Consider the following 11,699-nt stretch of genomic DNA (forward strand, 5'->3'; position numbering starts at 1 on the left):
GGGGCAATTTCCTGAACGGTGAAGAACAGGCCATCCCGACCGGCGGACCCGGTGGGGACGGCGCGGGGTGGGGGAACTCAGGCGCGCAGCGCCTTCTGCCCGAGGGCGATGCCGGTGGCGCCGGAACGAACCACCTCAAGGATGGCTTCCTTCTCGATCGCGCGCAGGAAGTTGTCCAGCTTGCTGCCTGTGCCGGTCAGCTCGATGGTGTAGGTCGCCTCGGTCACGTCGAGCACATGCCCGCCGAAAATGTCGGCCAGCCGCTTCATTTCGGCCCGCTGCTCGCCGCTGGCCTTGGTCTTGACCAGCATCAGTTCGCGCTCGATGGCGTCGGTTTCGCTGAGGTCGATCAGCTTGACCACGTCGATCAGCTTGTTGAGTTGTTTGACGATTTGCTCGATGATCTGCTCGTTGCCGTAGGTGACCAGAGTCAGCCGCGACAACGTTGGGTCGTCGGTGGGCGCGACCGTCAGACTCTCGATGTTGTAGCCGCGCGCCGAAAACAGATTGGCCACCCGCGACAGAGCGCCGGCCTCGTTTTCCATCAGGATCGAAATCAAATGACGATTGTTGTTATTCACAGCAGCACCATACCCTCGTCGTGAGTCGAGACCATCTCGTCGCGTTCGGCTAGCAGCATCTCGTTCTGGCCGCCCCCCGAGGGGATCATCGGAAACACGTTTTCACCTTGATCGGTAATAAAGTCCAGGAATACCGTGCGGTCCTTCATGGCAAACGCTTCGCGCAGCGCGCCTTCCACATCGCCCGGCTTCTCGATGCGCATGCCGACATGGCCGTAAGCCTCGGCCAGCATGACGAAATTCGGCAATGCTTCCAGGTAGGTCATGCTATAGCGCTTCTGGTAGAAGAACTCTTGCCATTGCCGCACCATGCCGAGGTAGCCATTGTTCAGGTTCACGATCTTGACCGGCGTGTAGTACTGCTTCATGGTCGACAGTTCCTGCAACATCATCTGGATGCTGCCGTCGCCGGTCACGCAGGCCACGTCCTGATCGGGGAAGGCCAGCTTGGCGCCCATCGCCGCCGGCAGGCCGAAACCCATGGTCCCCAACCCACCGGAGTTGATCCACTGCCGCGGCCGGTCGAACAGATAGTACTGAGCCGCCCACATCTGGTGTTGACCGACATCGGAAGCGACGATGGCCTTGCCTTCGGTCACCTGGTACAGCTTCTGAATCACGTATTGCGGCTTGATCACCTCGTCGCTTTGGCGGTAGCTCAGCGACTTCATGGCCCGCCACTCGTCGATTTGTCGCCACCAGCGGTCCAGCGCCTCGGTATCGGGCTTGAGCTTTTCGTCGCGGACGACGTTGATCATGCCGCGCAGCACGCTCGGCACCGAGCCGACGATGGGAATATCGACCTGAACGTTTTTGGAGATCGACGACGGGTCGATGTCCACATGCACGATCTTGGCTTCCGGGCAGAACTTGTCGATCTTGCCGGTCACCCGATCGTCGAAGCGTGCGCCGATGGCGATCAGCACGTCGCAGTGATGCATGGCCATGTTGGCTTCATAGGTGCCGTGCATGCCCAGCATGCCGATGAATTGCCGGTCGGTGGCCGGGTAGGCGCCCAATCCCATCAGCGTGTTGGTGACCGGATAGCCGAGCAATTGGGCGAGTTCGACCAGTTCCGGCGACCCTTCGCTCAGAATCACTCCACCGCCGGTGTAGATCATCGGTCGCTTGGCGGATAGGATCAGATCCACCGCCTTGCGGATCTGGCCGGCGTGACCCTTGACCGTCGGGTTGTAGGAACGCAGCTTGATCTTTTTCGGATAATGGAATTCCGCCTTGCCGATGGTGATGTCCTTCGGCAGGTCGATCAACACCGGGCCGGGGCGACCGGTGCTGGCGATATAGAAAGCTTTCTTGATGGTTTCGGCCAGGTTCTTGATGTCCCTGACCAGGAAGTTGTGCTTGACGCAAGGCCGGGTAATGCCGACCGCGTCGACTTCCTGAAAAGCGTCGTTGCCAATCAGCGCCGTGGGCACCTGCCCGGAAAACACCACCAGCGGGATGGAGTCCATGTAGGCATCGGCAATGCCGGTAACGGCGTTGGTGACGCCGGGGCCGGAGGTGACCAGCACCACGCCGGTCTTGCCGCTGGCGCGGGCGTAACCTTCGGCGGCGTGGACGGCGGCCTGTTCGTGACGGACCAGCACATGCTTGATATGGTCCTGGGCGTACAGGGCGTCATAGATGTGCAGCACGGCGCCGCCCGGATAACCGAACATGCATTCGACGCCTTCTTCCTTCAGGCAACGGACGAGAATTTCAGCACCCGTGATGAGTTCCATAATCGTTCACTCCTCATGGTGAATCGGGGTTAAGAGATAGGCCAGGCAGCAGAACCATTCTTTCGCCACAGTACGGGCGTATCATGATCGGGTCCGTGCGGTGGTATGCCGGGTCCGCGACAGGGCGGGGTGACCGCCGTGCGGTGGGGGTGGCGCCGGCGGGCGCAACCCGTCATGAAAGTCGCCGGTACGCGCTGGGCGCGGGTCTTGCTAGCCGCTTATACTACATAAACTTTATTTTTGAGCAAAATCCCGCCGTGCTGGCGGGGAATGGGCACGGGATGTCGGGTGCCCGGCGCGCTGTTTCCCTCCGGCAATTCCAGGGTCGATTGGAGGCTGTATGTCGAAACGAATGCTGTTATCGGTATGGGTGTTGGTTGGTTGCGGGATCGCCGTCACGGGGCAGGCCCAGCAGTTCATCTACAAGTGGAACGACGAGCAGGGGCAGATACAATACTCCGAATTGCCGCCGCCGTCCGGCGTGTCCTATGAGACGGTACGCAAGCCCACCGGCTTCGGAAAGGAAGGCGGTCAGGCCCGCGATCTAGCCAAGGAACAAGAGGATTTGGCCAAGAAATTGGCCGAGGAAGAAGCCAAGACGCAGCAACAGCAGCAAGATCAGGCGCGGAAGGAGGAAGATGTGCGCGCCAAGAACTGCGAGGTTGCCAAGAAAAACGTGGAAACGCTGCAAAGCGACCGGCCAGTGGTCAAGGCTGATGCGCAGGGCAACAAGGTGGCGCTCGACGCCCAGCAGCGCGCGACGGAATTGCAAAAGGCTCAGAAAGACCAGGATTATTTCTGTAACCCCTGATCCATCGATTCATCATAAGGCCGATTCATGCGCGTATCCCGCTTTCCGTTGTTCACCGTCAAGGAAACTCCGGCCGACGCCGAGGTTGTCAGCCATCAGCTCATGTTGCGAGCGGGCCTGATCCGCAAGCTGGCCGCCGGTATCTACACTTGGCTGCCGTTGGGTCTGCGCGTGCTGCGCAAGACCGAGGCGGTGGTGCGCGAGGAAATGAACCGAGCCGGCGCGCTGGAGTTGTCCATGCCCGCCGTTCAGCCAGCCGAACTATGGCAGGAATCCGGCCGCTGGCAGAAGTACGGCCCGGAACTGCTACGGATCAAGGATCGACACGAACGCGATTTCTGCTTCGGTCCGACGCACGAGGAAGTGATCACCGATCTGTTTCGCCGCGAGATCAAGAGTTACAAGCAACTGCCGGTCAACTTCTACCAGATCCAGACCAAGTTCCGCGATGAGGTCCGGCCACGCTTTGGGGTGATGCGGGCCCGCGAGTTTCTGATGAAGGACGCCTATTCCTTTCATCTGGACCCCGCTTCGTTACAGGAAACCTATGAGCGGATGTACGACGCCTACTCACGCATCTTCACCCGATTGGGGCTGCGGTTTCGCGCGGTGCTGGCCGATACCGGCAGCATCGGTGGCGCGCATTCCCACGAATTTCATGTGTTGGCCGAATCCGGTGAGGATGCCATCGCCTTTTCCGACGGTAGCGACTACGCCGCCAACGTCGAGCTGGCCGAAGCGCTGGCTCCACCCGGCGAGCGCCCGGCGCCAGCCGAAACCCTGACGCGCGTGCATACGCCTGGCGTCAAGACCATCGCCGAGCTGTGCGATTTCCTTAAGATTCCCGCCGAGCGGACGGTGAAGGCGGTGGTGGTCGAGGGTGAGGACGGGCAACCGGTGCTGCTGTTGGTGCGTGGTGACCATGAGGTGAATGCGATCAAGGCCGAAAAGCTGCCACAGGTCAAGGCGCCGCTGGCTTTCGCCAGCCCCGAGGCGATCCGGGCGGCATTTGGCGCCAGTCCCGGTTCACTCGGCGCGGTCGGTTTCGGCGGTACGGTGATCGCCGATCGCACCGTGGCCAAGATGGCCGATATGGTGGCTGGCGCGAACCAGGACGACTGGCACCTGACCGGCGTCAATTTCGGCCGCGATTGCCCGGAACCGCTGGTCGCCGATATCCGTAGCGTGGTCCAGGGCGATCCCAGTCCCGACGAACAAGGCACGCTGGCCATTGCTCGCGGTATCGAGGTCGGCCATATTTTTCAGCTTGGTCGCAAGTACAGTGCCGCCATGCAGGCCGAGGTGCTCGGCGAGGATGGTCAGCCGGCCATCGTCACCATGGGTTGCTACGGTATCGGCGTGTCGCGAGTGGTGGCGGCGGCCATCGAGCAGAACCACGACGAACGCGGCATCGTCTGGCCGGCGGCGATGACCCCGTTTCAGGTGGCGCTGCTGCCCATCGGCGCGGCGCGCTCGGCGGCGGTGCGCGAGGCTACCGAGGCGCTGTATCGGGAACTGGTGGCCGCGGGCATCGAGGTCCTGCTGGATGATCGCGACGCCCGGCCCGGCGTGATGTTCGCCGACATGGAATTGATCGGCATTCCGCATCGGGTGGTGGTTAGCGAGCGAAACCTGGCCGCTGGTCAGGTAGAGTACCGTGGTCGGCGTGATCCGGACCACACGCGAGTGATGCAAGCGGATTTGCTCGGTTGGTTGCGGGAGCGACTGGTGGGGGAGCGGCATTAGGACTATCGGACAAAACCTCCGAGAAGCGGTCTACCGGTGTAACGGGTCTGGCTACTTGGTGAGTTCCCATGCAACTGAAAGACATCGCGCACTGCTTGCCGGAGGAGATCTGGACGCTGTTCGAGCCGATTTTGCCGGCTCGCATCTGGTGTGGGAATGGTCGTCCGCCCAAGAGCAATCGCGACTGTTTCCATGCCTTGCTCTACGTGTTAGTGGCGGGGATTCCCTGGGAAATGCTCCCGGCCGGGTTTCCGTCCCACAAAACGGTCCAGCGGCGGTTGGCCGTCTGGCTGGCGCTGGATGTGTTCTATCAAGCCTGGCGGCAGTTGGCCGAGCGCTACCAAGCGCTGCACGGAATCAACTGGGACCAGGTCCTCCTCGACGGCTCCAAGAAGCCGGCCAAAAAAGGGGCGAACAAACCGGGCCTTCGCCGGTGGACCGGGCCAAATGCGGGACTGCCTTGCAACTCGCGTGCGACGGTCGGGCCATGCCCTTGGGAGTAGTCGTGACCGCGGCCAATGCCAACGACGGTTGCCACACCGAAGTGCTGCTTGCCGCGCTGGTCGTGTCGCCACCGGCTCTGACTCGACCTTTGGAGGAACTCGATGTCCGCAGCTTGCCCACGGCTCAAGCCGACGGCGCCTACGGCAACCGCCCCAGCCGGACGCGCGCCCAGGCCGCCGGCTTTCGCTTGCAGGCCCCGTCGCGGGGCCTGCGCCGACCAGGCCTCGGCCGGATTCGCCAAGCGGTGGAACGTTGCCACAACTTCTTCGCCCAGTTCGGTCGCATCGGCCGCCGGTTGGATCGCTCCGTCAAACGATTCCTCGGCTGGATTCAATTAGCCGCTTGTCTTATCTTCCTTCGCTCAGGTTTTTGTCCGGTAGTCCTTAGAGACTGTATAAAAACTAACATATTGATTATATGATATTAACTTCCGGTAGTATTCGACCAATATCATGCGTAAACGGACTTTTACGCATAACCTGTTGATTTACGGTTTGGTGTTTTTGTACAGCTTCTTAGGTCGACGCGGGCATGCCGTGGAAGGATATGCGGAGTTATCCACAGAACCTGTGGATAACTCTGTGGATAACTTTCGCCCCATGGGCCTAACTCCGCGTCGCGAATAGAAGAATGACGGTTTGATGACTTTTTTGATCAGCTTATGGTTTCTTTATTATCAACAAGTTATATTAGTAATTGGAATCAAGCGAGGAATTTATACCAAAATGGCGAGCGACAATGGCCAAGAACGGAAAGCGCATAAGCCTGTGGATAAGTCAAGCTCTCTTAAAAATAAAAAAAATTGTTTTTCGTCTAGTCAATCCGAAAATCGTGAAAATCCCGATAGGGCAATGTTTCGCATTGGACGTCAGTGACTCGGGCGGTTTGCGGACCTTGCCACAACCAGTTGCGTAAGGCGATCACCGCTCTTTCTTCCCCGCAGACCAAGACTTCCACCCGCCGGTCCGGCAGGTTGCGCACATAACCGTTGACGCCCAACCCCCAGGCTTTTTCAGCGGTGGCGTAACGGAAGCCGACGCCCTGAACGCGGCCGGTCACATGGCAGTGGAGGCACAGGGTTTTCAAGGCACTTCCTCTTGAATTGGTCTAGCGGGACGAACCACCGGTCGATTCCAATTCAGCCAGCCGCTCCGCGAGCATGGCGGCGTTCACGGTCCCCAAGTGGGTATCGACGAGTTCCCCGGTGGGTGAAATCAGGAATGTGGTGGGCAAGCCCTTCAGCTCGAATCCGGGCAGCGGTTCGCTGCCGCTCAGCGCCACGGGGAAGGTGATGGCCAGTCGTTCGACGAAGGCGCGGATTTCGGAGGGGGCGATATCCTCGAAATTGATGCCGACCACGGTGGCGCGTTCGTGGTGCTGCTTGTGAAACGCTTGCAATTCCGGCATTTCCAACAGGCAGGGAGTGCACCAGGTCGCCCAGAAATTGACGATGACCCACCGGCCGCGGAAATCGGCCAGCCGCACCGGCTGACCGTCCACGCCAGGCAGGGTAAAGTCCGGGCCTTGCGCGCGGGCGAGAGGGCTCAGCGCCAGCAATGCCAGCAGCAACAGCGCCGGCCGGAAATCGATCCGATAAGAGTGGTATGGGGCGATGGTGGGCACTGGAGGTCTCGGTTGCGGGGCTCGGTGTGGAGCGGCAAGTCTAGGGAGATTCCGGTCGAACCGCAGTATTGCGCACCGCATCCTCTCGGGCCTTGATTGCTTCGTCGCGTGCGTCCAGGGCATACCGGCGCGCATCTTCGTAGGCGCCCGTTTCCAAGTGCGCTTGGGCTTTTTGCAGCAGAATCCAGGCCGCCTGCAAGGTGTTGGGCGCGCGCCGCGCCGCGCCGCTGGCCTCGGCCGACCAAATAGCCTGTCGGGCGTCGCTCATCTCTTGCACGGGGGCGCTCGCGCAAGCTGCCAGCGCCAATACCGTAACAACGAACAGGGTGGATCCGCGAGTGGACAATGCTTTGAATCTGAGAAGGCGGCAGGCCGCTGTGCCTGGCTAGTAAAACGATGAATTCACTACGTAAACTAGCACCGGTTGTCTCAGTCGTCAAGCCAGTGCAGAAGAAGGAGGCGCCCGATGGCCGCAATGCGGTTTCGTTGCCTCGGGCAAGTTTATCGCTGAAAATCCAAGGTGTGGGAAACATGGCGGAAATATTGATCTTGTACTACAGCCGCACCGGAGGTACCGCCGAGATGGCGCGCCAAGTGGCTCGGGGCGTGGAGGAAGTGGAAGGCATGACGGCTCGGTTGCGTACCGTACCGGCGGTTTCGGCGGTTTGCGAGGCGGTCGAAGACGAAATTCCAATCGATGGAGCGCCATATGCGGGTCCGGACGATCTGCGGGAGTGTGCCGGCTTGGCGTTGGGTAGCCCGACCCGTTTCGGTAACATGGCGGCACCGCTCAAGTACTTTCTGGATTCCACGGGAGGGCTCTGGCTGGCGGGGGCGCTGGCGGGCAAGCCGGGCGGCGGTGTTCGCTTCGGTCTCGACCTTGCACGGCGGTCACGAATCCACTTTGCTGAGCATGATGCTACCGTTACTCCATCACGGGATGCTGTTGGTGGGGATCCCTTTCACGGAGGCGGCGTTGCACGAAACCCGCGGCGGCGGAACGCCGTACGGTCCGAGCCACTGGTCCGGGCCGGAATCCAACGCCGTGCTCACCGCCGAGGAAAAGCGGTTGTGTCGCGCTCTGGGTCGGCGATTGGCGTGGATCGCGCGGCGATTGGAGGCAGTGTGAGCCGGTTTTGGGGTGGAGTTGTATTAACGGGTTACTTCGGCCTGTTCGGCGTGTTGTTGCTTTGGTATGCCTGGTTGGAGCCGTCGAGCCGGTTGCCGACCGCCTTGGTGCTGATCCTGCTGGTGGGGCCGCTGCTGATGCCTTTGCGAGGTCTGCTGCACGGCCGCCCTTATACCCATGCCTGGACCAGCTTCCTTGCGCTGTTTTATTTTACGGTCGGGGTTTTCAATGTTGCCGGACCCATGGTTCATCCTTGGATGGCCTGGCTCGAAATCGGATTTAGCGTATTGCTGTTTCTGGGCGCGGTTCTGTACGTCCGCTCCCGTTCCCTGGAGTGGCGAGCGGCGGTCAACGAGCCGATCGTTGTTCCCGCCGCTCATGTTGTTCAACTCGAGAGCGGCGTGCCGCCCAGGATGGAATCCAAGGAGCGATGAACCTCACGGCCCTGACATGGTCCATATGGCTTGTAAAGATTCGCTCAATCATGTTAGTATGACCAACTCTGGTGCGGGGTGGAGCAGTCCGGTAGCTCGTCGGGCTCATAACCCGAAGGTCGTAGGTTCAAATCCTGCCCCCGCTACCAAATTCCAAGGAAGCCCGTCAAGGGCTTTTTTTTATGGGGCCGCGTCAGGCGTGTTCGAACTGATAAATAGGCGGGTTGGTGAGGCGGATGCCCGCCGGGACTGAGGGAGAAGACGGCGCGCGGATAGGCGAGGGAACTCCCCGGCTTGCGTTTTTTGCGCCGTGAGGGATCAGGCGGATTGGCGAACGAAGTGGGCCGCTGGCCCACTTTTTATTTGGTGATCGAGATGCGCCAGGATTTTCAGATGCTCCGGCGGATAGTGGCCGCCACAGTGGAAGCGATGGGCTATGAACTGGTGGGCGTGGAGTTCCACCCGCGCCCCGGCAACGCGCTGTTGCGAGTTTATATCGACGGCGAAAACGGAATCACTTTGGATGACTGCCAACAGGTCAGCCATCAACTGAGCGGCGTGCTGGATGTCGAGGATCCCATCGCCGGGCCATACACTCTGGAGATCTCTTCGCCCGGCTTGGACCGTCCGCTGTTCGAGGCCAAGCATTTTGCGCGCTTTGCCGGCGCGGTGGTTCGAATCCAGCTCAGAGAACCGCTGGACGGGCGACGGAAACTGGTCGGGCACCTGCTGGGGATGCGCGGCGATGACGTGGTGATCGCGAGCAGCGACGGGCAGGAATGGGAGGTGCCGCTTGAGCGGATTGAGAAAGCTCGGTTGGTGCCCCAACTCTAAAGGCAGGATGACAGCGTGCGGCTCCGGCTGGGAGGCAGAACGACATGCGCGTTAAAGACAGCGTTAGCGTTAAAGACAGCAAAGAAGGCCACAAAGAAATTCTGCTGGTCGTGGATGCCGTTTCCAACGAGAGAGGCGTCGGCAAGGAAATCATTTTTGGCGCCCTGGAAGTGGCGTTGGCATCGGCGGCCAAGAAGCGCTACGAGGGCGATCCTGACGTGCGGGTGGCGATCAACCGGCGAACCGGCGGTTACGAAACCTTCCGGCGCTGGCTGGTCGTGGACGATGCCGCGCAGATCGAGAGCCCGGACCGGCAGATGAACCTCGAAGATGCGAGCCGAATCCAGGCGGATGTCCAGGCCGGCGGCTATGTCGAGATCCTCCTGGAAAACGCCGATTTCGGTGGCCGCATTGCCGCGCAGACCGCCAAGCAAGTCATCGTCCAGAAGGTGCGGGACGCCGAGCGAGCGCAGATCGTGGACGCCTATCTGCACCGCAAGGGTGAGTTGATCGGTGGGGTGATCAAGCGCCTGGAGCGGGATCGGGATCGACGCTCGGAGCGTGGCGAGCGCTCGGAGCGTAGCGATGTGATCCTGGATGTGGGTGGCAATGTCGAAGCCAAGATCATGGGCGAGGATCAGATTCCCCGCGAATCGTTCCGGACTGGCGAGCGGGTGCGGGGTTACCTGAAGGATGTGCGCACCGAAAGCCGTGGTCCTCAACTCTTCGTCAGCCGGGTGGCGCCAGAATTTCTGAGCGCGCTGTTCTCGCTGGAGGTGCCCGAAATCAACCAGGGCATCATCGAAATCAAGGGCGCGGCGCGCGATCCCGGCTCGCGGGCCAAGATCGCGGTCAAGAGCAAGGATGCCCGCATTGACCCCATCGGCGCTTGCGTGGGCATGCGTGGCGCCCGGGTGCAAAGCGTCACCAACGAATTGGCCGGCGAGCGGGTGGATATCGTGCAATGGGACGACGATCCGGTCCGCTTCGTGATGAATGCGATGTCGCCGGCCGAGGTCGAGTCGGTTATCGTCGACGAGGACGCCCATAGCATGGATATCATCGTCGCCGACGAAAAACAGTTGGCGCAGGCGATCGGCAAGGGGGGGCAGAACGTGCAGTTGGCGAGCCGGTTGACCGGCTGGACGCTGAACGTGATGACCCGAACCCAGGCCCAGGCCAAACGCGGTCAGGAGGACGAAGGCTTGTCGCGCATGTTCGTGGAGCAGTTGGGGGTCGATGAAGAGATCGCCGCGATCCTGGTGCGCGAAGGGTTCGCCGGCCTGGAGGAAGTCGCCTACGTGCCTGTCCACGAGATGCTGGAGATTCCGGAATTCGATCAGGAGATCGTCGAGGAATTGCGCGGGCGGGCGCGCGACGTGCTGTTGACTCGCGCCATCGCCGCCGAGGAGCAGATCGACAGCACCCGGCCGGCCGAGGATTTGCTGGGGATGGACGGCATGGACGAGGAACTGGCCTTTACGCTGGCCAGTAACGGGATCGCGACCATGGAGGATTTGGCCGAGCTGTCGGTGGACGATCTCAACGATATAGCCGGATTGGATGACGAACGGGCCGCGAAACTGATCATGACGGCGCGAGCGCCTTGGTTTTCGAATGACGAGCGATAGACGGGAACGAGCTTGGGCTGGGGGTGGTAAATGGCGGATGTAACGGTCAAGCAGTTTGCAACGGTCGTCGGCATACCGGTGGATCGCCTATTGGAACAGTTTGCTGAAGCCGGTATACCGGTTGGCGGCGCGGAAGTGACGATTACGGAAAAACAGAAAATGGATCTATTGGCGCACTTGCGCAAGAGCCACGGTAACCGACCGGTCCAAGGCGCGGCGGCCGAGCCCAAACGGATTACGCTCAAGCGTAAGACCCATAGCGAAATCAAGATGGCCGGCGGTGGTGGTGGGCAGATTAAAACCGTCAGCGTCGAAGTACGCAAAAAGCGTACCTATGTCAAGCGCGGTTTGGCCGAGGAAGACACCTCCCGCCAGCGCGAGCCCACGCCAGTCGAATTGCTCGCGCCAACGATGGGCGTGGAAGAACGGCTCCATCATGAAGATGAAACCAGTCGTGTGCGGTCTGAGTCGGTGGTGGTGACGGCAGTACAAGCGCAGCCGTCGGAACAGGAAGCCCGTCGCCGGGCCGAAGCCGAGGAAGAGACCCGTCGCTTGGCTGAAGCCGAGGAAGAAGCCCGTCGCCGGGCTGAAGCCGAGGAAGAAGCCCGTCGCCGAGCCGAAGTCGAGGAAGAAGCCCGTCGCCGGGCTGAAGTCGAGGAAGAAG

Annotated in this window: 13 protein-coding genes and 1 tRNA gene; 9 read left to right on the forward strand and 5 right to left on the reverse strand. The window is 60.9% G+C overall.

Annotated features, from left to right (window positions below; translation table 11 throughout):
- Nucleotides 1-77 precede the first annotated feature (77 nt).
- The gene (gene ilvN, locus E4P82_RS02495) at nucleotides 78-581 is read right to left on the reverse strand and encodes an acetolactate synthase small subunit (RefSeq protein WP_312913936.1); all 504 of its coding nucleotides are present in this window, start codon (nucleotides 579-581) and stop codon (nucleotides 78-80) included.
- Complete coding sequence (locus E4P82_RS02500; RefSeq protein WP_169247416.1) at nucleotides 578-2,323, reverse strand: acetolactate synthase 3 large subunit; 1,746 nt, start codon at nucleotides 2,321-2,323, stop codon at nucleotides 578-580. The genes ilvN and E4P82_RS02500 overlap by 4 nt, the downstream gene beginning before the upstream one ends.
- A 340-nt stretch (nucleotides 2,324-2,663) precedes the next feature.
- Here E4P82_RS02500 and E4P82_RS02505 point away from each other — a divergent pair, with 340 nt between their 5' ends.
- The 4 genes from E4P82_RS02505 to E4P82_RS02520 all read left to right on the forward strand — a co-directional run bounded on the left by E4P82_RS02505 (nucleotide 2,664) and on the right by E4P82_RS02520 (nucleotide 5,805).
- Nucleotides 2,664-3,134, forward strand: a complete 471-nt coding sequence (locus tag E4P82_RS02505; protein ID WP_169247417.1) for a DUF4124 domain-containing protein — start codon at nucleotides 2,664-2,666, stop codon at nucleotides 3,132-3,134.
- A gap of 27 nt (nucleotides 3,135-3,161) precedes the next feature.
- On the forward strand, nucleotides 3,162-4,880 hold the full coding sequence (locus E4P82_RS02510) for a proline--tRNA ligase (protein WP_169247418.1): 1,719 nt from the start codon (nucleotides 3,162-3,164) through the stop codon (nucleotides 4,878-4,880).
- A gap of 68 nt (nucleotides 4,881-4,948) precedes the next feature.
- Complete coding sequence (locus E4P82_RS02515; RefSeq protein WP_169247419.1) at nucleotides 4,949-5,383, forward strand: transposase; 435 nt, start codon at nucleotides 4,949-4,951, stop codon at nucleotides 5,381-5,383.
- Nucleotides 5,384-5,385: 2 nt separating this feature from the next.
- Nucleotides 5,386-5,805, forward strand: a complete 420-nt coding sequence (locus E4P82_RS02520; protein ID WP_169247420.1) for a hypothetical protein — start codon at nucleotides 5,386-5,388, stop codon at nucleotides 5,803-5,805.
- A gap of 392 nt (nucleotides 5,806-6,197) precedes the next feature.
- Here the strand turns inward: E4P82_RS02520 and E4P82_RS02525 are convergent, their stop codons facing one another.
- The 3 genes from E4P82_RS02525 to E4P82_RS02535 are packed head-to-tail and all read right to left on the reverse strand — an operon-like array spanning nucleotide 6,198 to nucleotide 7,353.
- Nucleotides 6,198-6,470: an acylphosphatase gene (locus tag E4P82_RS02525; protein WP_169247421.1), complete on the reverse strand. Its 273-nt coding sequence runs from the start codon at nucleotides 6,468-6,470 to the stop codon at nucleotides 6,198-6,200.
- Between the two features lie 21 nt (nucleotides 6,471-6,491).
- Nucleotides 6,492-7,007 carry a TlpA family protein disulfide reductase gene (locus E4P82_RS02530; RefSeq protein ID WP_169247422.1) on the reverse strand — a complete coding sequence of 172 codons (516 nt, stop codon included), beginning with the start codon at nucleotides 7,005-7,007 and terminating at the stop codon, nucleotides 6,492-6,494.
- Between the two features lie 40 nt (nucleotides 7,008-7,047).
- Nucleotides 7,048-7,353, reverse strand: a complete 306-nt coding sequence (locus tag E4P82_RS02535) for a DUF4398 domain-containing protein (RefSeq protein WP_246327317.1) — start codon at nucleotides 7,351-7,353, stop codon at nucleotides 7,048-7,050.
- Nucleotides 7,354-7,538: 185 nt separating this feature from the next.
- On the opposite strand from E4P82_RS02535, the gene E4P82_RS23365 reads away from it, so the two are divergent.
- The 5 genes from E4P82_RS23365 to E4P82_RS02565 all read left to right on the forward strand — a co-directional run.
- Nucleotides 7,539-8,570, forward strand: coding sequence for a DUF2069 domain-containing protein (locus E4P82_RS23365; protein WP_338140962.1), 1,032 nt, complete (start codon nucleotides 7,539-7,541; stop codon nucleotides 8,568-8,570).
- 72 nt (nucleotides 8,571-8,642) lie between these two features.
- Nucleotides 8,643-8,719: transfer RNA gene (locus E4P82_RS02550), tRNA-Met, on the forward strand.
- Nucleotides 8,720-8,897: 178 nt separating this feature from the next.
- On the forward strand, nucleotides 8,898-9,404 hold the full coding sequence (gene rimP / locus E4P82_RS02555; RefSeq protein WP_312913944.1) for a ribosome maturation factor RimP: 507 nt from the start codon (nucleotides 8,898-8,900) through the stop codon (nucleotides 9,402-9,404).
- Nucleotides 9,405-9,448: 44 nt separating this feature from the next.
- Entirely contained in the window at nucleotides 9,449-11,035 is a 1,587-nt protein-coding gene (gene nusA, locus E4P82_RS02560; protein ID WP_169247424.1) for a transcription termination factor NusA, read from the forward strand.
- 30 nt (nucleotides 11,036-11,065) lie between these two features.
- Nucleotides 11,066-11,699: translation initiation factor IF-2 associated domain-containing protein (locus tag E4P82_RS02565; protein ID WP_211203000.1), on the forward strand; the 634-nt coding region annotated here is incomplete at its 3' end.

The organism is Candidatus Competibacter phosphatis, from assembly GCF_012939995.1.
GTDB classification, from domain to species: Bacteria; Pseudomonadota; Gammaproteobacteria; order Competibacterales; family Competibacteraceae; genus Competibacter; species Competibacter phosphatis.

Coding starts and splice junctions, on each gene's coding strand:
- E4P82_RS02510 (WP_169247418.1), top strand. CDS start 3,162: ATGCGCGTATCCCGCTTTCCGTTGTTCACCGTCAAGGAAACTCCGGCC.
- E4P82_RS02505 (WP_169247417.1), top strand. CDS start 2,664: ATGTCGAAACGAATGCTGTTATCGGTATGGGTGTTGGTTGGTTGCGGG.
- E4P82_RS02500 (WP_169247416.1), bottom strand. CDS start 2,323: ATGGAACTCATCACGGGTGCTGAAATTCTCGTCCGTTGCCTGAAGGAA.
- nusA (WP_169247424.1), top strand. CDS start 9,449: ATGCGCGTTAAAGACAGCGTTAGCGTTAAAGACAGCAAAGAAGGCCAC.
- E4P82_RS02515 (WP_169247419.1), top strand. CDS start 4,949: ATGCAACTGAAAGACATCGCGCACTGCTTGCCGGAGGAGATCTGGACG.
- E4P82_RS23365 (WP_338140962.1), top strand. CDS start 7,539: ATGGCGGAAATATTGATCTTGTACTACAGCCGCACCGGAGGTACCGCC.